We start from the raw sequence: 22180 nt of genomic DNA, 5'->3' as shown, positions 1-22180 counted from the left end.
TTGCCCGGCTCCGCCGGACAACCACCTACCAACTCCCCCACTCTCCACAACACCCCGCTACGCGGGGTAGAAAGCACCATGATCGTATTCCTTTGCACATCAACAGTATACAGCAATATCAGAACCAAAAAGACTGAAATACAACAGGATTCAATCCATACAAGAGACAAGGCAACGGCTACGCCGTCGCCTAGCACGTTACCAAATCGTGACAAATCTTGTTCTAGACTATATCCCCCTAGGGGGGATATAGTTGTTTCAACGCCGGAAAACGGAAGCACCAAAGGAAGAGACCAAAGATGCCTGCGGATTCGCCGGGCTCGCCAAGTCTCTCGACCCCGCCGACCATAACCGACGCCAACCGCGGCGACTTCCACTAAGCCCGTCACGAAACGAGACCCAAAATGCCGATTAGCCAAAGCAAAATCTGGACAATTACGATCCAGCCACGCGCAAACGGCGCGTTCGCCGATTCCGCCCATGGCTTCACGGTCACCGTCACAGCGGATAACGAGGAGGACGCCCGGCGTTACGGAATACACGCGGCTGTCGCTGAAGCGATGGAACGCAACGACGAAAATACCGACTACGGCCGTGAGGGCGACGGGTATATCGAGCGTTCCGAAAATCCAGACGACTACCGCGTAATCCGAACCTCCTACGAGCTGACTGGGCATTCAGCTTCACCTTTCGATGCCGATGAGCTCATCGCCGAATTCCGAAACGTTCGAAAGCTTCTCCCGGCACTCGATGGCCAGGACCGAATCGACGCATACCAGCGAGCGATCGCAGCCATGACATCACTCGATCGCCACCTCAGTCAGCGCGGCCACCTGCCTCGCGCGTGGACTCGCTACTAACACGAATGCGCCGGCACCCAAACCCTGAATTTATCTCCCGTTCGTGCCTTCAGGTATCAGGAGCACCCCAGCGATGATCAACACTGACGCAAAATTCGTGTATATCCTGCGGACCGATCACAATCACGAGAACTGCCACGGCGACGAGCAGATATTCGACGACGAGAAGCGCGCTGTCGGTGCCTTCGTCCGATGGGTCCGCGACGCAGAAACGGCCCCCACTCATGTGGAGCGCGACAAGGACGGGCTCTCCGTGCCCAATTTCCGTACGAAACACTCGTGCTGACGTGTCGGCAGGCCAATGTCATCGAGGGGCTTCCTGACAATATCGATCCCTACGACGCATTCGACGAGCTGACTCGCGCCAGCCGCATATTTGACTCACCTGCGGCCAAATCCCCCAGCGAATGTCTCGTCCGCCCTCTAGGACACGTCTTTCCAAACAAACGAAAGGGAACTGCTGTGAGCACAGGACTGAATTGCGCCTTTATCGAAGTGCAACCCAGCTGCTGGTACTACCTGTTGGAGGACTGGGACACCGACGACACCGACGACTGGCGCTTGAACGCCAGCGCGTACGGCCCTTTCAACAGCGAAAACGAGGCCAGCGCGCACCTGAGCCACTGGCACGCCAACCCCGGCATGGCATCGATCCAGACCTACGAACCGGGCTACGAACCGGATGAGGTGCTGGCCGATCTGATCCAACGAGCGCAGCACTAAACAGCCCCCACGCACATATATCCCTGACCCGTCTCGCGCCCGGAAGGAGGCCGTCGAAATGAATGCCGCCGACCATCAGATCCGAGCCCTCGCCAACGAACTGTTCGAACTGCTCGACCCCGAAGTGCCCGAATGGGGACTGCCCGGCATCGCCGAAGCCGCCTCCAACGCTTTCGGCACAGGAACACCGCCGGTCAAGCGGCAAACCATGGCCACGCTCGCCGACGCACTCCATCGCGCGGCGCAGCTCGCCGCCGCCTTGAAAGACGTTCTCTAGAGCGGAAACCGTCGCGACGGGCAATAGATCGCCCGCGACCCCAAAGCGCAACCTCGCACCGACGACCCGACTGGCGTCGGTATCGACCAGGCAGCCGCCGAGAACCACATGCCCACACCACTCGTACGCGCCAAAGTCTGCGCGGGCCTGCCTGTCCTCCCCACACCAAAGGCACGCACTAGCCGGACATCCCACGAGCAAGGAGAAGAACCGACGTGATCACCCTGACCATCGACGACACCCGGCTCAGCGAATGCCTGCACAACGGCACCTGGTTATCGCGAGTGCCGACCACCCCGGCCGGATGGAAAGCCCGCTGGCACAGAACCACTCGCACCATCGTCGACGAAATCGTCACCTACGGCGGCATTCTGCGTGCCGAAGGCATGCCCGAAGAGCGCACCGTGTCACTGCGCTACGACCTGCTCACCAACCCCATAGGCGTACAGATCTGGCTGCAAACCGACCGCGACGACGCTCTCTTGGGCGTCCGGCTTGCCCCGGTCACCTACCAGAAAGGCACGCACTTCACCGGCCAGACCGACACTCCCGCCGAAGCCGCCGTCGCGTTCGTAGCCGCCCTGGTCGCCGACCTCAACCGATCCTTCCACGCGGTACAGCTCGTCCTCGGCACACCGGTCGCCCCAGCCACCGAGCCCCGAATCGAACTGGTCGTCCATCGCGACCTCGACGGCAGCACCGACACCGACTTCTACGTCAACGGCCAGCCCAGCCATCAGCTCGTCGAGTACCACGTCGACCCCGGCCACGGCTGGACACCCGACGACTGGCGCACCGCCCGCGAAGACAACCTCACCGCAGCCTCCCCCGCCGCCCGCGCCCGGCTGCTCGAGATCTATCAGCACACCCGCCCCCAGTACACCTACAGCCACCACGAGGACACCGACCTATGAGACACCGCACCCGCGCCGCCGAACTCACCGAGGCGATCGAGGCCTTCTACGACAGCACCCAGGGCGACTCCAACGACGCAGAGGTCGAGGCCGCGATCGACCTGGCCGACGCCGCTGAACGTCTTCTCGACACCCGCGCCGTCAAGCTCGCCGACCGGATCGCCCGCGCCCGCCACTACGTCCGCCGCACCACCAGCCGAATCCACTTCGCCCGCAAGCCATTCCGACTGGCACGCCACACACCGGCGCTCGGCAGGACTCGACCTCAAACCAGGCAATGAAACAGATTGCACGCCAATAACATTCGATGACCGCCGCAGGAAGGACCGCTATGACAACTTCGCCCGTAGTCCATCCCGACGGTGACACCGAGACCATCAACTTCCCCGCTCACGACAGCTCGGCAGCGAAAAACCAGCGCATGCACTGCACGCGGGTCGCTGCCGTCGACCCGACCGACGACCAGGTCGTCGACCTTCTCACCCAGCTGTGGCTGCGGACCGTGTTCCTCACGGTCTGACCGCGCCGCATCCCACTTCCCTTCCCTTCGAGTCCCCGGAGCACACGCTCCGCCCGGGGCTTGGTCCCGCACACCCAGAATCAGGAGAACGCCGATGGATCTGCGCGTCGTCATCGGTCACCGTGACACGGTGACCGACCCGGCCCCGCGAGCGATACCGCCGGTCACCGTGCCCCAACCGTTCGAGGAACTCATTTACGGGCGGCTGCTGCTCGCCTACAACATGCCGCCCGGCCGTGCCCGCGAAGAGCTCATCACCACGCTGTCGTTGCAGCTGATCGTCCTCGACGCTCGGCCCGACCCCCACGACCCGGCCGCGATCCGCTGGGTGATCGTGGACTGGAGCGGCGACGGGCTGGTCCCGATGAAACTGCTCGATTCGCTCGGCCACCCCGTCGACGACAACGACATCGATCTCGGCCGGATCGCGACCTGGACCACCAACCTCCGCGAACCCGAGCTGGCTGGCCTCGTTGGGCCCGAAAATGGCCCGCTCACCCTCGACCTGCACGCCGTACATCCGATCGTCGGCGGTGAGCGGTGACGCGGCGGCCGACCCTTTATGACCGGCAGGTCGAGGAGATCATCGACCTGCACGTCCGCCAGCGGCGCAGTCCCGCCGAGATCGCCGCAGCCTTCGATATCGACCCGTCCTCGGTCAGCCAGATCCTGCACGGCAAGACCTACCAGCACATTACCGGCGGCAAGATCCTCACCCTTCCCCGCGCCGAAACCAGCTACCGGCGCGCGGTCGCCGAGTACCGGCTGGCCACCGAGCCCGGGCTGACCCGAGCTCGCATCGCCCGCGACCTCGGCATCACCCGCCAAGCCGTCGGCAAACTCCTCACCGACTGCGCGACCCCGCCCGGCTACGCCGTCGCACAGCACAGCACTCCCCGCAACGTCGCGTTGTGGCCCGATGCCCGCTGGTACAGCCTCACGCCCACCACCGGATGGGGCACTGACACCGTGATCGGCCACATCATCCTCACCACGCCGGGCCGTGACCACAGCACCGGCGAATCGCCCACAGAGACCCACATCTTCGGCTGCGACGCCGAGGGCCGGTTGACCAACTGGAACGAGCTGTTCGGCAGCCCCTTCCCCGTCGACGGAGACCACGCCGCCGCGCTCCGGCAGATCGGCTACCTGCGCGTCGACCAGCTTCCCCCAACCACCACCCCACCGACCATCCAGCACCCAGGAGGCGAAACCACGTGAGCGACACCATGTTCGAACAGACCTTCTACACCCTCCCGGTCGATCTGATCGGCACCGGCATGTCCACCGCCGACGGCCAGGACGTCATCGGGATATCCATCAAGCACGACGAAGCGCTGATAGTTCTCACCGTCTACACCCCGCGCAGCGACGACCCCGCCATCGACGCAATCAACCGGGGCGAACCCGAATACCGCATCTACCAGTTCGGTGAACGCGTCGCGCTGGCCGTGTTCCCCAACACCGACCACGACGGCAGCGACCACGAGCAGGCCGTCATCACCGGCACCTGCCTCGTCTCGGTCGGTGATTCCGACGCCCACGACGAAGACGGCTGCGACGAAGACTTACTCGCAGCATGAAACCCGTTGTCTACCAGGCACTCTGACACGTCCCCGCAACTGGGCCACCTGGCCCGGTTGCGGCTCAGCGCGCCGGATCCCCTCGCGCGCATCCTCGACGCCCGCCGAGCGAAGCACCGAATATCCCGGAGGTACCCGAATGTCGAACGACGCCAACAGAACTAACCGCACGACGACACCGAGAGACCCGGAAGGCTGTTATTTCGCCGTCCGTGCGATCCCCACGCCTCCCGGCGAATGGAGCTACATTCTCGACGATTTCGGCGTCGTCTATGGATCCGGTTGGTGGCCGTTTCACGCGATCAGAGAAAACCTGGTCACCGGCGTCGCCACGTTGGGGCCGACCCAGATCCGGGTAGCACCCGACACCGCCTATTACTCCTGGCAGAACCAGTACGTGCTGCTGGTGCCGGACCTGCGCGACAGCGCGCTGGTCACCTGCCGGATCCAGCTCTACGTGCGCCCGATCGCGGTGTTGGTCGACCGCACCGTGACCCTCGACCTGCGCGCCGAGCAATATCAGCTCGACCCACGGGGCTGCCCACCCGCGCTGTTCGACCAGCTCGACACCAAAGCCCAACGGCTGCTGCGGTTCGTGCTCGCGCACCGGGCAGCACGCTGCTGCGGTGAATCCGCACCGACCACCGCGTACGACCGTTGGCTCCAGTCGAATGAGCGATCGCAGTGACGGCCCCGGCGAACCCCGCATCGGAGCTCTCCCCGCTCGAGGACGCCTTGTGCGAGGCGTTGGCCGCACGGTACCGGCTCGGCGAGCCGCACTGGCCGTGGCCGCGTCGATCCGCGACCACGCGCGCCCTCCAGCGTCTGTCCGAGCGCGGGATCGTCGGCTTCGAGCACGGCCCCACCGGGAAGACCTGGCGGGCCTGGCTCACCGACACCGGCCAGCGAACCTACCTGTCTGGCACCTACATCGCTCCGGCGCTCGCCGAGCTCACCGCGCTGCGCGAGGAGAACACGGTCCTGCGGCGTCTGCTCTCGACACCGACCGCTCCATCACCCAGCGAAGGACCTCGATGAACAGCGGCACACCGGCTCGGCACATCGAGCCTTCCGCCACGCTGATGACACCGACAATGGCTCTCTCGACGGCGAGTTCGCAGGAAATCGAGGACAGTGTTCGTCGAGATTCTGCGGACCTGTGCGTACTGGCTTGCGGCGCGCGCAAGGCCGACCGGCCCCGCACGGCCGCCGAACTCTATATCGGTAGCTATACCCGGCTGTGTCTGCGCGCAGCACGAACACTGGTGCCCGACAGCGACATTCGCATCCTCTCCGCGCGGTTCGGGCTGCTGCGGCTCGACACCGTGATACCCCCGTACGACACCCGCCTCGGCACCGTCGGCGCGATCACCGCCGACCGGCTGCACACGCAGGCCGCCTCGGAAGGGCTGCTCGACCGCGCGGTGACCATTCTCGCGCCGAAGGCGTACACCACACTCGCCCAGCAGATTTGGCCCGATGCACGGACCCCGCTGGCCGGAGCCAGAGGGATCGGCGAGCAACAACACCGGCTCGCCACCATCATTCGACAAACAACACCGCCCGGCACCGCACCGCGCCCGCACTGGCACCCCAAACCATCGTCACGGCGCGGGGCCGACGGGCGGATACACGCCCTGCCCGGATACCGCATCCACGTGGAACCGATGCGGCGGCACTTCCCCGACGCCCGACGCTTGTGCGACGAGTTGACCTGCGACGCCTGCGTTCACACCTGCACCTGCTTCGCCTGCTCCGGTTGGTGTCGATGTGACACCCCACCGCAGCCGACCGTGTACACGCTGTCCACCACCGACCCGGCCGCCGCGACATAACTCCCCGCCGTCACCGACCCCTCCAACCCCGAAAGGAACGCCATGATGCACTGGCTCAATACTGTTGGCGCGCTTCCGAATCGAGCGATCCGCCGCCTGATCACGCTTGTCCTGCCCTCGACCGTAGCCGTCCGGCCGCAGATCGACGGACTGACCACCGCGCAGCTCGACCGCGCGACAGGTGTCCTGCTGGGCACCGCCGCGGGCGATGCCCTCGGCGCCGGCTACGAGTTCACCATCCCCGGACCGGATACGGCGATCGATATGATCGGCGGGGGCGCATTCGGCTGGGCGCCAGGCGAATGGACCGACGACACCTCGATGGCCATCGCGGTCGCGCTCGCCGCAGCCGACACCGGCAACCTGCATCAGGACGACGGCCTTGACGCCGTCGCCGCGCGGTTCATCCAGTGGTGGGACAGCCATCCACGCGACGTCGGAGGCCAGACCCGCCGAGTCCTGACCTGGCGCAGCCCGACCGCACGCGAGATGCGGGCCCGGGCGGCAGCGCTGACCGGGCACACCGGCGGTAACGGGTCGCTGATGCGGACAGCGCCGGTCGCCCTGGCCCATCTCGACAGCGCCGAGAACTGCGCCCGCGCCGCCGCGCTGGTCAGCTCGCTCACCCACAACGATCCCCGCGCTATCGAGGCGTGCGTGCTGTGGACGCTGGCGATCCGGCACGCGGTGCTGCACGGCACCTACGCCGGTGTGCGCGAAGCACTTTCAGCCGTCGACGCCGAGTTCTGGCGGGCGCTGCTGGATCAGGCCGAGACCGGGACACCTGCGGACTTCCCGAAGAACGGGTGGGTCGTGCACGCCCTGCAGACCGCCTGGTGGGCCATCACCCATACCGACACCCTGCCCGGCGCGCTGGAGCTCGCTGTGCGCGCCGGGCGCGACACCGACACCACCGCAGCCATCGCGGGCGGGCTCCTCGGCGCACGCTGGGGTGCAACCGCAGTCCCGCGACGGTGGCGCAAGAAGCTGCACGGCTACCCCGGCTACCACGCCGACAACCTGACCGCGCTCACCCACCTCGTCCTCGCGCGACGGCCCTGACTACTTATCAGGAGTCTTGACCAGCCGAAATGTCATGTCCCCCACAACTATTCACCACCCAGCTTTTGCCGGCGGCCAGCTCGCCGGCGCAGTCCCCGATAGCCGCGTTTCATTCACCGATCGAGGAGACCTCATGGCCAAGATGCACATCGATGGAACGTTCACCGACCGGCCGCGGCTGCTCGAGCTGACCGGCTGCGGCGCGGTGTTCTTCCTGGAAACGACCTACGCGCGGCTGCTCGACACGCTCGGCATCACCTGGTCACGCACCTCACCCGCCTGCGCCCAGAACTCGAGCGGCTACGCGCAGCGGGGGTCTCCCTGGACGTGCGCGAGGAGGACCTGCCCCCGGTCGTCGCCGCAGGCGCACCCTTGGAAGGCAAGACGATCGTGATCACCGGCGCTATCAGCGATCCGCGTTCCGGTGAGAAGGTCGCCCGCCCCACCTTCCAGCGCCTGTGCGAAAAGGCCGGCGCGACCGCCGCGTCCTCGGTCTCGGCGAACACCGACATGCTCATCACCGGCGCGGGCGTCGGTGAAAGCAAACTGACCAAAGCCGAGAAACTCGGCGTCGAAGTCGTCGACCAAGGCAAAATCTGGAACCTACTGATCGACGCCAAGGTCATCTAGACCGCAGCACGCCCGCCGGGCCTCACCGTCCAGAACACGATCGGCGGTTCCCGAATCCATCGCGGGCTGGAAGTGATGTCTCGCCCCGCCTTGCCCAACTCCCGGAGGCCATGGCGTGGCGAGACCTCCACCGAGCGCGGATACTTCAGAAAGGCTTGGTGGATCCGGTGGCGCACAGTTCGGCAACCGCTGCAGCAGCACCGTGCCTTGTGCGGCCGGACCCTCTGACTGGCGCCGGACCGCACCCATGTAACCCTGCCAGAAACGGGGCGTTGAACAGCCGAAATGACATGTCCCTCACCAAATCCGACCTCCCGTCGGCACCGCCAGGCACCTAGACAAGTGGAAGCGACTCGATGACCGATATCACCCCGAACATGATGCTTGGTCTCACGACGGCCCAGCGCGACGCCGCCGATCGCCTCGAACTCACCCGCGGAGTAGACCTTCTGCTCCACTACACCGAGTCCACCGGTTGGGTGGCCTCGCTCATCACCCCGAACGGTGAACAGCGCACAGCCACCGGTGACGACATCGGCCCCTTCCTGCTCACCGCCGCCGAAATATGGGCCAATCCGATCGCCTGACACCTCCCATGCCACCGCGAGGGCATGACTTGGCGGGCGATAGGGGGAACGACTCCCGAATGACGCAATTCGGTACGCAGTCGCTCCCGGCGGACGCATGATGAACACTTTCTGGTCGGTTGCTCCCCGACGACCACGAAGGCGACGACAACCATGAGAGTGAGCGAAAAGTGATGGCAGACAAGAAGTCCCGAGTGGCAACACGCAAGCGCGGCAGCGGGCCGAGTACTTCCGGATCCGACTGGGCGATCGTGCTGTGCCCGCTGTGTCTGGGTCGTGGCGTTGCCGACATGATCGTGCTGCGCGGAACCGGCGCCTCCGAAAGCGACCCGGTGATATTCCCGGCACACGGCGACGGTGAGTGCCTGGATGAGCCCGTGACCGCGCGGGTGATGATCGATGCAATGCGCGCGGCCGGTGCCGAGACCTCCGGCGAGGTGTCGAAGGATCCGGCCATGGCCGCTGCGGTGCTGCGCATCATTCGTGGTCGGCACTGAGCGGCGCCGACATGATCGGGCTGCTGAGGTTCTTATCCGGCCAACCGAATCAGCGGTGCGACTGGTGTCCAGGTCAACCGTTTGGTGGTGTTGTCGGGGCGGACATCGACCAATGCGACGGTGTCGATGCGCAAAGGAACGTGGTTCGGGTCGATGTCCCGTAACCGCCGCTGCCAGGGATCGGAATCCGTTGCGGAGAAACAATAATGGGTTCCGATATGTGGTTTGCTCTGCTGCCAGGTGCAGGCTTCGTCGCCACACAGATTCCGGATCACCCCGCGCACTGCCCGCTGAATCTCGATCAGCGGTCCGGCCGGGCTGATATCTACGACCACGCCCGACACATAGGCCATTGCGCTGCCGGCAGTGCCGCGGTAGGCGGGTACACCCGCCAATTGTCGTCCTAGCGCGGCTACCAGCTCCTTGCGCTCGGCGGGCGGCACCTCGCGCGCGACCCGGCCGGCAACCACATCCAAGGTCACATGCAGGAACGCGTCGTCGACCGGCGTCACGGGCGCCCCGTCCATCGCGGTGCGGCAGCGGCCGATCAGCTCGGCCAGTTCACGATTCACCGTGACATCGACGGGTGCGTACACCTGCAGCACGCCCTCGCCGCCGGGCCATTCCTTGTCGCCGAACCGAAACTGCTGGGGCCGCACCGCATTCACCCCTCCCAGGCGGCGGACAACGCCTGCTGGAACTGTTGCAACCGCCGGACCTGCAGGCGCGCCGCCGGATTGGTAGCCACATCGGCAGCGGCCGCGAGCTGCTGATCGAGAATGGTCGCGGCCAGTACCGGGTCCACGCGGCCCCGCCGTTCGAGCGCGCGCAACGGCATCGCTCCACCGGTAATGTCAACCAGCGCGCGGCGGGCCTGGGCCAACACGCGATTGGACAGCGTAGTCGAGGTGAAGGTGCGGCCGGAATCGTCGAGATAGCCGATCAGCTCGCCCAATTCGGCCTCGGCCCGGTCCGGATCGCTGACCGGCTGGCGGGCGAACCACGCCGCGTACACGGCACCCATCAGCAGATCCGCCGCCGCGTCACCGGTGGCGCCGGGGCGAGGATCGGTGCTGCCGTTGGACATCCGCGCGAGCACCGGGCCGTAGGCGGCCCACGTACGCGTCCGCATCGGCTCGGGCACCGTCTCGTCCACGATCGCCCGCAGGCCGGGCAGCAGGACCCCTGAGGTGATCGCGATGTCGTCGAAAACCGCGTTGTGCCAGATCACCGCCTGCATCTCCGCCACCTGCGCGCCATAGAGGTAGCCGCGCTCCCCCCACCGCGCGAACGCGGCGTAGGCGTCTTCGGCTGCGGCGGCGTCGCCGACGATCAAGGCCCGCATCAATTTCAAGGCCGCCGACTCGGCGGCCGCGGCCGCTTGCCGTTCAGCACTGGTCAACCCCACCCGCCGGATATTACCGGCACCACCCGCCAGCGCAAGATGTCACCGCATCACGCGAGCGCGGCAAATCCGCACGACCCCAACCCATTTCGCGGATCAACACGGTCGGAGGTTATGCCGAGGGCAGCGCCTGCCCGCGCATCACCGCGCTCAGTTGCTCCCATGCACGCCGATATACCGGGTTCCCGGCGCGATACGTGCGCCACAGACCGGCCAGCGCGCCGATCTCCTTGTCGAAGATGTAGCTGTGATATCCGCGCAGATCGCCAGCCGTGATGCGGGGCAGCAACTCCGCGGTCAGGAACCTGGTCTGCTCGTCGTCGCAGACCCGCAGCAGCCGATGAACCGCCGGATCGAGGGTCGTGTCGTCGGTGTCGGTGGCCACCACATCGACACGGTAGTCAGCGCCGAAGACATGCCTGAACACCAGCTCGGTGCGTGGGCGGTGGAACTCATTGGTCACCACGGTCATCTCGCCGATACCGAGCGGATCCGCATGAACAACCCGACAGAAGAAGGCGTTTTCCAGCGTGGACGCCGACAGCGGCTCCTGATAAACCACCGAGCTCGGCACACCGAGCCCGATCATCGCATCCGCCAACGCCCTTGCCTCGGTCCGGATCTCGGGCACCGGACCCCGACCGGAGACGATCACACGCGAATACCGGCTCGTGCCCCACTCCCGCACCGCCCGCTCCACCCGCAACCACGCCCACGGCGGCATCTTCCCATCGGGGAAAAGCCCACCGCCGAGCACGATCAACGCCCGCACATCGTGATCCTTCCACCCGGCCGAAACACCTTCCGCCGCACGGGATCCTAGCCCCCGTTTCAGTCTTCGCGACGACAGTTGGCGGGGTTTGCGGTATGAGCCGAATCCTGGATCGGCGCGGTCGAGTGCTAGGTGACCATCCACGGCAGCGGGGCCTGCCCGGCGCGCCCTCGATCGAGCATCGCGAACCCAGCGTCCCGACCGGGCACGAGTTCCGCTGGAACTACGAGGGCTGCGGCTCGATCACCGAGATATGTTCAGCGGGAGCGACTTCGATGCGGAAATCGTGCGCGGCGCCCAGGTTGATGCCGTAGCGCGCCGGTGGTCCGGGCGCCAGGTCGAGCCGATCATCGGCAGCGCGGTCGAAATCGAAGCCTTCGACCCTGCCGACGATCCCCGCGTACGGGCCAGCGGTGATCTCGACGATCGTGCGCGCCGCGAGGCCGCCCCGCTCGTGGACGAGCGGGTCTTCCACGGCTCGTCGTGCCCAGCCGTACAGCACGTCGATCGCGGGATCGGGCAGCCCAGGCGCGATGGTGCGGCTCATGCCGTCCCACCGCACCCCCGCCGCAGCATCCGGGTCCCACGTCCGCAGCAGCCAGGTCCACTGGGCCGCAACAGGATCGTCTGCGGCATCGGGCCCGGAATCGGCTGCGATCTCCAGATCGTGCCCGTGAGCGGTCAGCACGTGCGCCTGCGCGAGGAAGTCGTCACGATCCAGCAGTGGCACCAGGATCCGGCTCAATGCCACGTCGGCAACCGGCTCTTTGTCACGCAGGGCGACAGCGTAGATCGTGACCGCCAGCATGCCGCGCACCCCATGATGGTCCCAATTCTGCCGCTCATCATCACGCCGTCGACCCGGTAGCCCCAGCCGCGCTGCCGCCATGTCGTCGGCGCGGGCGAAAGCCGCCGTCCACAGGTCGTGTTCGCTGCTCACCGGTCGAGTGTAGGGCCCGGATATCGGCAGCGGGCTCCCGCGACCAGCGTTCCGGCCCGAGCGGTAGCTATCGCCGCCGCGATCGGGTGCGTTGATTCCCGGGCCGCATCGGCGCGGGCTCCGCTTCTGTGGAATAAGTTGCGGGGCAGTTGGTCCCGCGCCGAGCGCGTGCGCTCGCGACTTCGGGTCCATCGTGTGAGACCGTCTGCTCGCTCGCGAGCGGGTCGGTAGGGTGCTCGGCCAGGGATGTGATCTGAGAGGCGAGATGATGACGCAGACAGGACCGCAGGGGTTCGGGCCCGATTTCCTGCGGGGGATGATGCCGCCGGAGATCCGTGAACGGCTGGGGGTCATGAACGCCTGGCCTCTGCGCATGGTTTTGGCTTACGTCGACGGGCAGGCGCCGGTACTCGCGGACTATGCACAGCGGATCGCCACCTACGACGACGATCCTGTCGTGGCGGCTGGCCAGTTCGCCGGTAAATACCCCGGCACCCGTTATTCGTTCGCGGTGGACCGGACGATGGACCTTATCGGGATGATGCTGGACGCCGCCGGCATCCGCGGCGCCCAGATCACCAACGCCGAGGCAGTGGTGGCGGTGCGGCGCCTGGTCAGCGATCTGGTCCCGGTCGAGGACCGTGACGAGACGTTGGCGGTCGTGAACCGGCAACCCGCCACCGGCGGGTTCGGGGGATGGCAGCTGGACCACACCACCGCGGGCCGCGGTGAGTTGTACGTCGTCACCGCGCTGGCCGCGTGGATGGTCGACCATCCACTGATCAGCCCCAGCAAACAGGCTAGCCGCCGAATGATCCTGCGCCAGCTCCACGACCTCGAAGCCACCGGCCGCGGCGTCCCGGAGGCCGAACGCCTCGAGGTGACCGATCAGCAAGCACTCGATCTTCTCGATGCCGTCCTCGGCCGCGCCGACCCCAACCTCCCCGACTTCGGGGCCCCGGGGCAGGCGGCGATCACCCGCGACCCCCATCGGCGCAGTCTGGTCGAGATGGAAGTGGTCGAGGCAACCAAAGCCCACCTCATCGAGCACCCGATCCGGACCGAGGACACCGACCGCCTCCTGCTCGCCGCGATCAGCCGTGCCATGGACGGCACCTCGACCCGCCGCAACATCATCAACGCCGCTACAGCACGCCACGAAAACATGACCGACACCGAACGGAACCGAGCCGCCAAACTCGCCGAGCGCGAAGCGCGCCGCGCTACCGGCGAGCGCCCCAAGAAACGCAAACACCGGTGACTCAGACGCCATTGCCCTTACCTGATCGCACTGTGCCCAGCCCGTCGAATCGGATCGGCCAGCGACTGTCGGGTGTCATTCGTCGTGATCGCTGGAGTAGATGGCGATATTGGGCAGCCAGTACCCCATTCCCGCCGTCTTCGCCGACCACACGATCGCGGTGACACTGGCGTCTTCGCCGAGTTCGGCGAGTTTCCCGGCGAACATCGCCAGCAGCGCCGCCGAATACAGCTCATCGACAATGATTCCCGGTGTGCGGGCGCGGAAATCCTTGGCCGCGGCGCTGGGCACGGTGTCCCGGGTAGCGACGCGCCAGGTCACCGGCGACATGCCAGGTGTGGAGACGTAGGTGGCCGCCTCGTCCAGATGAGCTGACCGCACCCACGCCGTGTCGATATCCCGGAAATAGGGTGGCCGGGGCGGAGTGTCGGGATCGTTGATGTACTCGCCGTACAGGGCCACGGCGAGCGATTCGGCCGTGTCGTTCTCATCGATCCACGCCGAGATCTGATCGGCATTGGCGCCCTCGACGGTGTAGCGGACCTCCGGCGGCTCCACACGCCCGCGGTCCTCGCCCGGAGCCGGGGGAATCATCACCCCAACCAGCTCCACCAACTCCCGATACGACAACTCCATAAACCGGTCACCGACATCGGGATCAGCGATCCGGCCACCGTCGAGCATCCCCTGCCCTACCCGCGGCCACCACATCTCCAACGGCGCGGTCGCGATCACCGCCAGCAGCAGATCCTCGATACTGACCCACCAGCGACCATTCGCCTCGGCGAACGACACCGCGCGCCGCACCGCCTTCACCACAGCCGGGGACACACCCGTCACCGACATCTCAAGATCCTCACGAAACATCATGCACACCATCATCATTCGCCAAGACGCCCATGCGGCTATCCGGATCACATTCGATGACAAGTGCTCATGTGCAACACATTCCGCCTTCGTCTCTGGCGCCACAGGGAAAGCAAACCGACCGCCCTACCTGCGGTTATGAGGCAGTCGTCAACCGGAAACCTGTCGGTGGGGCATGGGAGCATCCGGTACCGGATCGGGTGCTCGTTGCCCGAAGGGTTCACCGACGCAAAGGAATTCACCACCGTGGGATACATCTACGCATTTCGACTCGGGGCACTGGACAAATTCAAGATCGGCCAGACCACGATGACGCCCGAGAAACGCAGATCCTCGCTGCAAACCTCATGCGAACAGCCGTTGAAGTTCTTCGATGCCATAGAAACCGACGAGCACAAGGCCCTCGAGCTGCACATCAAGGACGTGTGGGGCCAGCGGCGTAACACCGAGGGCGGAACCGAGATCTATCACCTCACCGAAACCGAAGCCGCACAACTGTTCTCCGACTGCCGGACCTGGGTCACCGAGGAACTGCCCAAACAGCGCCGGACCGAGGAGCTGGAAGCCATCGAACCGGACCCGACCGTGTTACCCAGCAACGCGCAGACCCGCCAGCTGCGGAGTCAGTGGATCAAGCTCTATGACGAGGAGATTCGGGCGAAGCAGGAGTACGACCGGGCTGCCGCCGCGCGGGTGCGGGTGGAGACCGAACTCAAACTCACCATCGGCACCGCCGCGGGTATCGACGGAGTAGCCACTTGGGAAGCCGGCGTCAAGAGCCGCCGCATCAGCCCCGACCTGGTCAAGGCCCGGGAACCGGAACTGTTCGAACAGTCGCTGGTCCCGACGCTGAACGCGAAGAAGTTCGAGGCGCTGTTGAAGGACCTGGGACGTGAAGGCGAGTACGAGAGTTTCCAGGAGATCCGGTACACCAGGAAATTCAAGATCGCCGAATAGGCGTCCGATTCCGGGTCATCCTGGACCAGGTGCGCAGACCCCAGCACGCCCACGCCCCGTGCCGACCAGGACATCGCCAAAACCCTGCTGACCGACCTGTTCACCCGCTACCCGCGCGAAGACATCATCGACGCAATGCAACGCCGCCACGACGGTGACCAACTCGGCACCGAAGTCGCGCTGTTGCAGGTCTTCGGATCCGCTGGACTGTACGGTCCGCGGGCCGAGTAGAGGACACACCAGCACCGATGACATGTCCCCTGCCCAGTCGCCGACGATTAAGTGGATCCGGGACACAGCACTGGGGAATCGTCGTCGTGGTAGCAGTTGTCCGGGTCGAGGACACCGTCGAGGTACATCTGCCACATGTGCATGGTGATGGGCTGGCCGTGCCATTGTTCGGGGCAGTACGGGTTGGGGCACAGCGGGTAGGTGGGGTCGCCGAAGTTGTACCCGGTCTCTGGCTCGCCGGCATCGAGCACGCCATCGATTCTCGCCAGCACGGCCTGCCATTCGTCGGTCCCGTCCGTGGGATCGGCAGCGTGGCCTTCGGAGGGTTGCCGGACGCCGGTCACGATGCCGCGGTCCTTCCCGAGGTTGTCGGAATCCCTTGTGGCTGCATGGTTTCCCACTCCTCCCTTCGTTGCTGTGCCGGGTGGTCGGTTGTTCTACTTCGCCGCGGCCGCGGGGTGAGTGCTGGTGCGGTGCCCGCCGATATTGTCACGGATTTCCGGTCCCGACCCGGTGTCCAGCAACGACCGGGCGGCGTTGTCGAGGGCCAGGTGGACATCGGTGATCCGGCCGAAGCGTGCGAGGGTGAGCAGGCGTGGATCACGCAGGTAGGTCCGCGATTTCCCGATGATCAGCAGCACAGGCGCGGTGTGCGCGGTGGTTTCCGGTCGGCGCCTCATGAGTTCGTCGAGCAGCCGGTCGGCGGCGGGACCAGCGGTGATCGCGGCCGCGGCGATGCGGGGGTCTGCGGTGGGCAGCTGGGCGGCGGGGTCGGAATCGAGGATGTGGCTGGTCCAGCCCGCGAGGTCGGCCTCACGCAGCAGTTCGCCGATCGTTGCGGGCGACCAGTCGATCCAGGTATGCGACTGCGCGGCTCCGGGAGTCCACTGTGGATATTCGGCCATCGTGCGTGACCACCTCTCGATATGTGAAGTCCGGATGCAGCTCTCGAGCGGCGTCCATCCGTCGCCGGATTCCTCATTGTGGCACTCCCTGGCTACCGCGGCGCCGACCCGATCAGCTAGTTGCGGATCATGCATCCAGAACTGGTGCTGGCATGGGCCGATTCCGCACCGCAGCCGTTTCGTTCACCTGAGAACCTGTCGCTGCGCAACTAGTATGGCCAGTCAGTGCGACCGGACTCCGACCGAAACACCAGGTCATAGAGTTAGGCGCCCATTTCGGGCAGCCTCGCCGTAGGGACCATCATCGAATGGTCGTGAGTTCGCATCCGATGCGATACGCGCGCTTCAGAGATACGAGACAGCCACTTACCGCCGTCGGCGCTTGTCCCGTATATAGATCGTGAGCTGGCCCTTGCCGTGCTCGGTTTTCCGGGTCTGGAACAGGCCCGTCGCCAAGATCAGCTGCGTCAGGTTGGGATACCCGTAGGCCTGCGGCTGGAAGTCCGGAGCGAGGGCGCGGATCCTGGACCCGGCCGCGGCGATCGAGGCCCACCCATCACCGTCGGCGCAACCGGCCAGAGCCTCCCGCAATATCCCCACCAACGCGGTGTCATGGGTCAGCTGCCTACCGGTGCGCTGGCGTTCCCCGGCCCCGGCCGCGGCCCGCTCGAAATCCTTCGGTGTACTGAAATACGTCGCCAATCGCCCCTCCCAGCAATCGCAGATCGCCGCCGACATCGCCACACCCACCGCCAACGCTTTCCGATCTATGGGATCGGCGGCGTGCGGGATCGAGGCGTGCAGGCCGACGTTGAGCGCCAAACCCAGCCGCGGGATCCGCGCCAGCGCCAGACGCGACCCGAATACCGCCACCACCGGATCGGCCAACTCAGCCGGCCACAACCGCACGTCATACGGCACCGGCACACAATCGGTCACATCCTCACGGGCCGCCCACCCAGCCACCGGCCGCGCAGTGCGGTCGGTCGGCGGCAACCCCGGCGCCTTCTCCAGATACCGGACTGCGACCGCGGCCGCCGCCTGATTGTGGTTGCGCGCGAACACATACCACTCCGGAATCTCCTCCGGCTCGGGCCAATGAGCCACCAACTGCTCCACCAACGTGGCCAGCATCGTGAACCCGTTCCAGCCCGCCAGCAACACCGCCTCGACATCGGACACCGGCGCCCGGTTGATCTCGGCGATCGTGTCCTTGAGCAGTTGCAACGCCGTGGGTGTGGTCGATACCGCGTCGTCCATCGGACTTCCTCCGTCATCACTGGGACAGGGCATGCCCACAGCACCGCCCGGAGAAGACCGGATCGAACGGATGTGGCGGTACCAGGACACGCAGGAACGCCGACGGTCACGACCTGGCTAGACCACACCAGGGCCAGCCCGATTACCGACCCTGAAAACCGTCCCGCACAAGAGGAACGGCCGCTTAAGACACTTTCCGTCGTGATTCCGAGGCGGGCCGACCGTCGCAGCAGCGCGCCTTACCGCCGGGAACAACACGCAGGCGCACGGCGGAGTCCACACCCACGTCCCGAACTCCCCACATAATCCACCATCACAACCGGCACCAGCAGCCAAACAGCCGGTGCCCGGCCCTCGTTCGCGGACACACCGGAGGAACTTCGATGGACAATCCCGAGCCGGACCCCGCCGCGCGATGCCACTTCAGCCTCGCCGTGCCGGCCGATCACCCCGATTACGCCGCCTTGAGCACATTCCTACGCCCCGAGGACCACCCTGGCGACGACGGCTTCGGCATCGTGCTGATGGAAACCGCCACCCAGCAACCCCTCGCCTACATCACCAGCCTGCCCGGCCTCGACCACTTCCACGCCCAGCGACAGCGCGAGGGGAACCTCGTCCCGGACACATCGGCCGGGGTCCTCTACACCGCCTGGCCGCGCGCCGCGGCGTGGAAACCGTTGATCCCGATGACCACTTGGCATCCCGACGGTGAAGGCATCATTGCCGAATTGACCCGCATCACCGATACCGCCACCAAGGTCGTGGTGATCTACGAATACGTCGTCCACGCCTACGGGCGCCGCTTCCCTGCGGTGGCCTACCACTGCCAGCTCTGTCACTGGGGCGACGACACCGTCGAATACCCCCGGCACAACGAATACCCGCGCGACCGCAAACTCGTCCGCGCCGACGCCGAAACCCACCTCCGCGCTACCTGCACAACTCCGCAACCCTCACCCATCCAGACCACACCCGGCACAATGCATGGGATCTACAGCCACAACCACCCCGCTGTCAGCCTCCCCTCACGCTGCGCAGCCGTCGGCGGATGCGCGCGAATCCGGCACCTCCGGGCCAAATCGACCAACTAGCCACAACCCGCGGACGCCGGCGGCGCCGCTCCTTCAGCGCGGCGAGCCGTTATTTCCCGACAGGGACGTGTCATTCCTGCTGGTCAACGTCGTTTAGTAAGTCATCGTCGTGCTTATCGACACGCGGGACAGCTGATGCAGCGATGGCATCGTCGCAGGTGGCAGGGTGTGCGATATGACCGGATCCGGGATCGGCGAGTTCGAGTGCTACGTGACTGTCCGCGGCCGCGGGGAACGATGGATCGCGCGCCAGTCTGGGACCAGCGAACAGATCAGCGCCGCGATCGACGAACTCGCCGAACGCATCCGCGCCGACATCGACGCCGAGACCGTACCAGCCGACCTGATGTGCCGATACGACGCCGAGTCCTACTGGGACGACGGGCACCCGCTCGACTTCTTTGGGTTCCCCATGCAACTCAAACGAGTCGTCTTCGATCTGTACGCGCACGCCGCCCTGATCCGCCAGACCGTCGCCACCGGACACAAGAATCCACGCGACTGGAACTGGCCCCCACAACCCTCGGCCGACCGATGCGGATCGGTCATCCCGATGCCACGCAGCTCCACGTCCCCGGCGAACCCGAGCATCTGACGGACTCCACTCGCCAAACAAATCGTCCGGTGGCTGTGATCTGCCCGAACTATTTCACGATCATGAGGCGACCGGCAGGACAACCCCAGGTCCGCCCGGAACCGGGCCCACCGCCACCACGTCCAACCACGCATGGACGACGACGTCGCACCAATGTGGCCCCGGCCCGACACCACCGACGGAAGGTGGGCCGCCGCGCGCCTGCGCATCATGCTCCAAGTCGTCTACGGGCCGACCGGAGCCCGCCGCCGCACACGCCGGGCCACCCGTACCTCGATTCGCGAGAACCGATGACCATCTGCCGATACGCGCCTCAGCCGATTGAAATCGGTCGCGCCGCCGACCTCACCTCTCGTCGCCGGTGTCTTCCCGTGATTCGCGCAGAGCACGGCGACGTCCTCCAGCAGATCCACGACGATGTCCTCTGCGAAGCCCGCAGCGGTGCGCGGCAGCTCCGGATACCGCAGGTACGGCACGATCTCGAGCGGCCCGAACTTGGCGTCCAGTTCGTGCAGGGCCCGACATCAGCGGCCGGTGAGGATGTCGCCGGTCTCCCACCAACCCATCGCGATCTCTGTCCAGAGGTCATCGTGGGTATCGAAGGCTTGACTAGGGCCCTCGGACGCCGGTTCGCCTGTCGCCACCGAAGCGCTCACCGCCATGACCTGCTTCCTATCGTTAGCTCAATTGTGCTGCGGCCCCTGCCTTTCCCACCCCACACGTGCAGAAATGACTAAGTCGCGGCTCTGCGCTCGGCCTCAACAACCGCGATCCTGAAGGTCCGGGTCTCAGCGCCGTCCGCGAGCTCTACGCCGGTCATGGCCACGATCTCGTTGCCATCGAAAGTGGCCATGAACTGAGCCCGCATGAACAGGACGTGTACCGCGCCAACGCTGTTCAGCACGCGGGCAACACATTCAGCAACATTGGAGATCGTCAGCGCGTCGAGCTGGGAAGGCAGGGCGGTCGAGTCGGCCGGCGGCAACGGAAGAGAGAATGTGTGAATCGGCCGAGTACCGGGTGCATACAGCGGGACGACTTCGTTCGGGACCTGCCGAACTGTCAACTTGAAGTCGCGGCGCCGACCCTCTTCCTCGTCGCTGACCATCCCGATGAACAGGAAATCCTCGTCTCGGTAGTACGGCTGAGCGAGGATCTGGAACGGTCTACCCGGCACGCGCCCGTAGGCGACTGCCTCTGCTACCAAGTCCGCAGTTACCGACCCGGCATTCGCCTTGTCCTCAGCCGACGATATCGTCGGTTCACTGAACTCTCGGGGTCGGTCTGGCATCACATTCTTCCTTGGAGATGTTCCGCTGCTTGGCATTCCTTGGTGCGTAGTCTGCCAACGACCACCGACAGTCTCCTATCGATTCGTTGGCTGCGGCAAGGTCATGCCTTGGGTGCTTTCGAACGCCGCTTCCGGCTCGGTGGCAGCCCGATCTGGTCTGGCTGCTCGCCTTGTCCGTCTTGGTATTGGGCGGGGCTGGCCAGCAGTTCGTTGGTCTCTTGCTCAACGGTTTCAAGTGGTCTTCGGTCCGGTGCCCTCGTCATCGGCAGGGGTGGGCCATTGCGCATTCGCCTGACCGTCCACATCGATAATCAAGGCACCGCGGTGCGATATCGGCGGGGTTATCTGCGTGACGGTCTTGCCGACCTTGTGGTCGTACCAGGAAATGAAACCGAGGGTGCCGCCCCAACCAGCGTCGATACGCTCGCGGATCGCCTTCTGGTCATGGCCGGACAGGAAGACGCGACCGCCGGTGACCTCACCGCCGCAGCCGCACGCGCACGTGCGCGGGCCCGCGTCGAAGTCGTCGGGCGGGTAGGTGACCGGGTTGCGGTGGTTATCGACGGCGCGGCCGATAAGCGAGTTGTAGGCGGGCTCGCCCGGCGTGAGGACCCGGCCGATCACGGCCTGCTTGATGCCGCCGTCGAGCAGGGGCACATCCTCGATACCCTCGATTTCCACACCCGCGACGACGATGCCCTGATGAGAGAAGGTGGCGAAGCGCTCGAGAGTGGCGCGGGCACCAAGATTCCACACCCCGCGGTTGACCTCATAGGTCTCCTGATCGGGCTGATCGGCTTCCCAGCCGACCCATGTCCTGCCCCAGATACAGGTGTCCTCGATGTCGCGGCGATCCCCGAGCTTGAAGTTGATAGTCATGCGCGAACCCTCCCCTGGAAAGGTGAATCCTAGCCTTGCACTTATGCTGACCTGGCCTACAGTAGACCGAACGAAAGATAAAACCAAGGGCTAGGCTTATAGATTATAAAAGGCCGAGGAGGCCGCGCTCGCAACTCTGACGACGAGCTCGACCGGCTCACCACAGATGTGCTCGGCATGTGCGCGACCTGTCGCGGCAGACGATCGAGAAACTGCTGGCCGAATCCAATGATGA

34 protein-coding genes are annotated in these 22180 nt (G+C 65.6%); 22 read left to right on the top strand and 12 right to left on the bottom strand.

Translation table 11 applies throughout. The features are described from left to right. The first annotated feature begins 404 nt into the window (after positions 1-404). The 18 genes from LGY53_RS35525 to LGY53_RS35440 all read left to right on the top strand — a co-directional run bounded on the left by LGY53_RS35525 (position 405) and on the right by LGY53_RS35440 (position 9488). Entirely contained in the window at positions 405-860 is a 456-nt protein-coding gene (locus tag LGY53_RS35525; protein ID WP_225731084.1) for a hypothetical protein, read from the top strand. Positions 861-933: 73 nt separating this feature from the next. After that, positions 934-1146 carry a hypothetical protein gene (locus LGY53_RS35520; protein WP_225731083.1) on the top strand — a complete coding sequence of 71 codons (213 nt, stop codon included), beginning with the start codon at positions 934-936 and terminating at the stop codon, positions 1144-1146. Between the two features lie 176 nt (positions 1147-1322). Then, complete coding sequence (locus tag LGY53_RS35515) at positions 1323-1583, top strand: hypothetical protein (protein ID WP_225731082.1); 261 nt, start codon at positions 1323-1325, stop codon at positions 1581-1583. 58 nt (positions 1584-1641) lie between these two features. Then, positions 1642-1860 carry a hypothetical protein gene (locus LGY53_RS35510; protein WP_225731081.1) on the top strand — a complete coding sequence of 73 codons (219 nt, stop codon included), beginning with the start codon at positions 1642-1644 and terminating at the stop codon, positions 1858-1860. A 215-nt stretch (positions 1861-2075) separates the two neighbouring features. Continuing rightward, positions 2076-2774 carry a hypothetical protein gene (locus LGY53_RS35505; RefSeq protein WP_225731080.1) on the top strand — a complete coding sequence of 233 codons (699 nt, stop codon included), beginning with the start codon at positions 2076-2078 and terminating at the stop codon, positions 2772-2774. Beyond that, the gene (locus LGY53_RS35500; RefSeq protein ID WP_225731079.1) at positions 2771-3055 is read left to right on the top strand and encodes a hypothetical protein; all 285 of its coding nucleotides are present in this window, start codon (positions 2771-2773) and stop codon (positions 3053-3055) included. The genes LGY53_RS35505 and LGY53_RS35500 overlap by 4 nt, the downstream gene beginning before the upstream one ends. Before the next feature lie 50 nt (positions 3056-3105). Next, positions 3106-3294, top strand: a complete 189-nt coding sequence (locus LGY53_RS35495; RefSeq protein WP_225731078.1) for a hypothetical protein — start codon at positions 3106-3108, stop codon at positions 3292-3294. A 94-nt stretch (positions 3295-3388) separates the two neighbouring features. Next, on the top strand, positions 3389-3838 hold the full coding sequence (locus LGY53_RS35490) for a hypothetical protein (RefSeq protein ID WP_225731077.1): 450 nt from the start codon (positions 3389-3391) through the stop codon (positions 3836-3838). Further along, positions 3835-4515 (top strand): hypothetical protein, encoded by a 681-nt coding sequence (locus LGY53_RS35485; RefSeq protein ID WP_225731076.1) that lies wholly within the window; start codon positions 3835-3837, stop codon positions 4513-4515. Before LGY53_RS35490 ends, LGY53_RS35485 begins: the two co-directional genes overlap by 4 nt. After that, on the top strand, positions 4512-4877 hold the full coding sequence (locus tag LGY53_RS35480) for a hypothetical protein (RefSeq protein WP_225731075.1): 366 nt from the start codon (positions 4512-4514) through the stop codon (positions 4875-4877). The genes LGY53_RS35485 and LGY53_RS35480 overlap by 4 nt, the downstream gene beginning before the upstream one ends. Before the next feature lie 139 nt (positions 4878-5016). Continuing rightward, complete coding sequence (locus tag LGY53_RS35475) at positions 5017-5565, top strand: hypothetical protein (protein ID WP_225731074.1); 549 nt, start codon at positions 5017-5019, stop codon at positions 5563-5565. Next, positions 5562-5915: a hypothetical protein gene (locus LGY53_RS35470; protein ID WP_225731073.1), complete on the top strand. Its 354-nt coding sequence runs from the start codon at positions 5562-5564 to the stop codon at positions 5913-5915. The genes LGY53_RS35475 and LGY53_RS35470 overlap by 4 nt, the downstream gene beginning before the upstream one ends. Beyond that, positions 5912-6712 (top strand): YaaA family protein, encoded by an 801-nt coding sequence (locus LGY53_RS35465; protein WP_225731072.1) that lies wholly within the window; start codon positions 5912-5914, stop codon positions 6710-6712. Before LGY53_RS35470 ends, LGY53_RS35465 begins: the two co-directional genes overlap by 4 nt. Before the next feature lie 42 nt (positions 6713-6754). Then, on the top strand, positions 6755-7774 hold the full coding sequence (locus LGY53_RS35460) for an ADP-ribosylglycohydrolase family protein (RefSeq protein WP_225731071.1): 1020 nt from the start codon (positions 6755-6757) through the stop codon (positions 7772-7774). A 133-nt stretch (positions 7775-7907) separates the two neighbouring features. Beyond that, complete coding sequence (locus LGY53_RS35455) at positions 7908-8168, top strand: hypothetical protein (protein ID WP_225731070.1); 261 nt, start codon at positions 7908-7910, stop codon at positions 8166-8168. Continuing rightward, positions 8147-8404 (top strand): BRCT domain-containing protein, encoded by a 258-nt coding sequence (locus tag LGY53_RS35450; protein WP_225731069.1) that lies wholly within the window; start codon positions 8147-8149, stop codon positions 8402-8404. Before LGY53_RS35455 ends, LGY53_RS35450 begins: the two co-directional genes overlap by 22 nt. 356 nt (positions 8405-8760) lie before the next feature. Then, positions 8761-8991 (top strand): hypothetical protein, encoded by a 231-nt coding sequence (locus LGY53_RS35445; RefSeq protein WP_225731068.1) that lies wholly within the window; start codon positions 8761-8763, stop codon positions 8989-8991. A gap of 119 nt (positions 8992-9110) precedes the next feature. Continuing rightward, complete coding sequence (locus tag LGY53_RS35440) at positions 9111-9488, top strand: hypothetical protein (protein WP_225731067.1); 378 nt, start codon at positions 9111-9113, stop codon at positions 9486-9488. A 32-nt stretch (positions 9489-9520) separates the two neighbouring features. On the opposite strand, the gene LGY53_RS35435 is transcribed toward LGY53_RS35440, so the two are convergent. From LGY53_RS35435 to LGY53_RS35420, 4 genes are all read right to left on the bottom strand, one after another. Beyond that, positions 9521-10147, bottom strand: coding sequence for a 2'-5' RNA ligase family protein (locus tag LGY53_RS35435; RefSeq protein WP_225731066.1), 627 nt, complete (start codon positions 10145-10147; stop codon positions 9521-9523). Between the two features lie 5 nt (positions 10148-10152). Then, entirely contained in the window at positions 10153-10896 is a 744-nt protein-coding gene (locus LGY53_RS35430) for a hypothetical protein (protein WP_225731065.1), read from the bottom strand. Positions 10897-11005: 109 nt separating this feature from the next. Continuing rightward, complete coding sequence (locus LGY53_RS35425; RefSeq protein ID WP_225731064.1) at positions 11006-11665, bottom strand: YdcF family protein; 660 nt, start codon at positions 11663-11665, stop codon at positions 11006-11008. A 223-nt stretch (positions 11666-11888) separates the two neighbouring features. Further along, a complete protein-coding gene (locus tag LGY53_RS35420; RefSeq protein WP_225731063.1) occupies positions 11889-12605 on the bottom strand; it encodes a hypothetical protein in 717 nt (238 codons plus the stop codon). A 265-nt stretch (positions 12606-12870) separates the two neighbouring features. On the opposite strand from LGY53_RS35420, the gene LGY53_RS35415 reads away from it, so the two are divergent. Further along, on the top strand, positions 12871-13866 hold the full coding sequence (locus tag LGY53_RS35415) for a hypothetical protein (protein WP_225731062.1): 996 nt from the start codon (positions 12871-12873) through the stop codon (positions 13864-13866). 75 nt (positions 13867-13941) lie between these two features. Here the strand turns inward: LGY53_RS35415 and LGY53_RS35410 are convergent, their stop codons facing one another. Further along, positions 13942-14712, bottom strand: a complete 771-nt coding sequence (locus tag LGY53_RS35410; RefSeq protein WP_225731061.1) for a hypothetical protein — start codon at positions 14710-14712, stop codon at positions 13942-13944. Positions 14713-14979: 267 nt separating this feature from the next. Between LGY53_RS35410 and LGY53_RS35405 the strand changes: the two genes are divergently transcribed. Further along, entirely contained in the window at positions 14980-15690 is a 711-nt protein-coding gene (locus LGY53_RS35405; RefSeq protein WP_225731060.1) for a GIY-YIG nuclease family protein, read from the top strand. Between the two features lie 278 nt (positions 15691-15968). Here the strand turns inward: LGY53_RS35405 and LGY53_RS35400 are convergent, their stop codons facing one another. The 3 genes from LGY53_RS35400 to LGY53_RS35390 all read right to left on the bottom strand — a co-directional run bounded on the left by LGY53_RS35400 (position 15969) and on the right by LGY53_RS35390 (position 18086). Then, positions 15969-16265 (bottom strand): hypothetical protein, encoded by a 297-nt coding sequence (locus LGY53_RS35400; protein WP_225731059.1) that lies wholly within the window; start codon positions 16263-16265, stop codon positions 15969-15971. A gap of 93 nt (positions 16266-16358) precedes the next feature. Then, positions 16359-16826, bottom strand: coding sequence for a hypothetical protein (locus LGY53_RS35395; protein WP_225731058.1), 468 nt, complete (start codon positions 16824-16826; stop codon positions 16359-16361). A gap of 366 nt (positions 16827-17192) precedes the next feature. Further along, a complete protein-coding gene (locus tag LGY53_RS35390) occupies positions 17193-18086 on the bottom strand; it encodes an OST-HTH/LOTUS domain-containing protein (RefSeq protein ID WP_225731057.1) in 894 nt (297 codons plus the stop codon). Between the two features lie 383 nt (positions 18087-18469). Here LGY53_RS35390 and LGY53_RS35385 point away from each other — a divergent pair, with 383 nt between their 5' ends. Both LGY53_RS35385 and LGY53_RS35380 read left to right on the top strand, forming a co-directional pair. Beyond that, positions 18470-19180, top strand: coding sequence for a hypothetical protein (locus LGY53_RS35385; RefSeq protein ID WP_225731056.1), 711 nt, complete (start codon positions 18470-18472; stop codon positions 19178-19180). A gap of 175 nt (positions 19181-19355) precedes the next feature. Continuing rightward, positions 19356-19775, top strand: a complete 420-nt coding sequence (locus LGY53_RS35380; protein ID WP_225731055.1) for a hypothetical protein — start codon at positions 19356-19358, stop codon at positions 19773-19775. Between the two features lie 224 nt (positions 19776-19999). On the opposite strand, the gene LGY53_RS35375 is transcribed toward LGY53_RS35380, so the two are convergent. The 4 genes from LGY53_RS35375 to LGY53_RS35360 form a co-directional block, all read right to left on the bottom strand. Then, positions 20000-20251, bottom strand: a complete 252-nt coding sequence (locus tag LGY53_RS35375) for a hypothetical protein (RefSeq protein ID WP_225731054.1) — start codon at positions 20249-20251, stop codon at positions 20000-20002. 48 nt (positions 20252-20299) lie between these two features. Next, the gene (locus LGY53_RS35370; protein WP_225731053.1) at positions 20300-20437 is read right to left on the bottom strand and encodes a hypothetical protein; all 138 of its coding nucleotides are present in this window, start codon (positions 20435-20437) and stop codon (positions 20300-20302) included. 71 nt (positions 20438-20508) lie between these two features. Further along, positions 20509-21066, bottom strand: a complete 558-nt coding sequence (locus LGY53_RS35365; RefSeq protein WP_225731052.1) for a hypothetical protein — start codon at positions 21064-21066, stop codon at positions 20509-20511. A 231-nt stretch (positions 21067-21297) separates the two neighbouring features. Then, positions 21298-21945: a hypothetical protein gene (locus LGY53_RS35360; RefSeq protein WP_225731051.1), complete on the bottom strand. Its 648-nt coding sequence runs from the start codon at positions 21943-21945 to the stop codon at positions 21298-21300. Positions 21946-22180 lie beyond the last annotated feature (235 nt).

It is taken from the genome of Nocardia sp. JCM 34519.1 (assembly GCF_020361265.1).
Classification (GTDB): Bacteria; Actinomycetota; Actinomycetes; order Mycobacteriales; family Mycobacteriaceae; genus Nocardia; species Nocardia arthritidis_A.
The sequence above is the reverse complement of the archived record's forward strand: the minus strand, read 5'-3'. Positions and strand labels throughout refer to the sequence as shown.

Coding starts and splice junctions, on each gene's coding strand:
- LGY53_RS35500 (WP_225731079.1), top strand. CDS start 2,771: ATGAGACACCGCACCCGCGCCGCCGAACTCACCGAGGCGATCGAGGCC.
- LGY53_RS35525 (WP_225731084.1), top strand. CDS start 405: ATGCCGATTAGCCAAAGCAAAATCTGGACAATTACGATCCAGCCACGC.
- LGY53_RS35415 (WP_225731062.1), top strand. CDS start 12,871: ATGATGACGCAGACAGGACCGCAGGGGTTCGGGCCCGATTTCCTGCGG.
- LGY53_RS35385 (WP_225731056.1), top strand. CDS start 18,470: ATGGACAATCCCGAGCCGGACCCCGCCGCGCGATGCCACTTCAGCCTC.
- LGY53_RS35410 (WP_225731061.1), bottom strand. CDS start 14,712: ATGTCGGTGACGGGTGTGTCCCCGGCTGTGGTGAAGGCGGTGCGGCGC.
- LGY53_RS35460 (WP_225731071.1), top strand. CDS start 6,755: ATGATGCACTGGCTCAATACTGTTGGCGCGCTTCCGAATCGAGCGATC.
- LGY53_RS35495 (WP_225731078.1), top strand. CDS start 3,106: ATGACAACTTCGCCCGTAGTCCATCCCGACGGTGACACCGAGACCATC.
- LGY53_RS35455 (WP_225731070.1), top strand. CDS start 7,908: ATGGCCAAGATGCACATCGATGGAACGTTCACCGACCGGCCGCGGCTG.
- LGY53_RS35380 (WP_225731055.1), top strand. CDS start 19,356: ATGACCGGATCCGGGATCGGCGAGTTCGAGTGCTACGTGACTGTCCGC.
- LGY53_RS35370 (WP_225731053.1), bottom strand. CDS start 20,437: ATGGCGGTGAGCGCTTCGGTGGCGACAGGCGAACCGGCGTCCGAGGGC.
- LGY53_RS35510 (WP_225731081.1), top strand. CDS start 1,642: ATGAATGCCGCCGACCATCAGATCCGAGCCCTCGCCAACGAACTGTTC.
- LGY53_RS35395 (WP_225731058.1), bottom strand. CDS start 16,826: ATGGCCGAATATCCACAGTGGACTCCCGGAGCCGCGCAGTCGCATACC.
- LGY53_RS35475 (WP_225731074.1), top strand. CDS start 5,017: ATGTCGAACGACGCCAACAGAACTAACCGCACGACGACACCGAGAGAC.
- LGY53_RS35360 (WP_225731051.1), bottom strand. CDS start 21,945: ATGACTATCAACTTCAAGCTCGGGGATCGCCGCGACATCGAGGACACC.
- LGY53_RS35445 (WP_225731068.1), top strand. CDS start 8,761: ATGACCGATATCACCCCGAACATGATGCTTGGTCTCACGACGGCCCAG.
- LGY53_RS35490 (WP_225731077.1), top strand. CDS start 3,389: ATGGATCTGCGCGTCGTCATCGGTCACCGTGACACGGTGACCGACCCG.
- LGY53_RS35390 (WP_225731057.1), bottom strand. CDS start 18,086: ATGGACGACGCGGTATCGACCACACCCACGGCGTTGCAACTGCTCAAG.
- LGY53_RS35365 (WP_225731052.1), bottom strand. CDS start 21,066: ATGCCAGACCGACCCCGAGAGTTCAGTGAACCGACGATATCGTCGGCT.
- LGY53_RS35520 (WP_225731083.1), top strand. CDS start 934: ATGATCAACACTGACGCAAAATTCGTGTATATCCTGCGGACCGATCAC.
- LGY53_RS35465 (WP_225731072.1), top strand. CDS start 5,912: ATGAACAGCGGCACACCGGCTCGGCACATCGAGCCTTCCGCCACGCTG.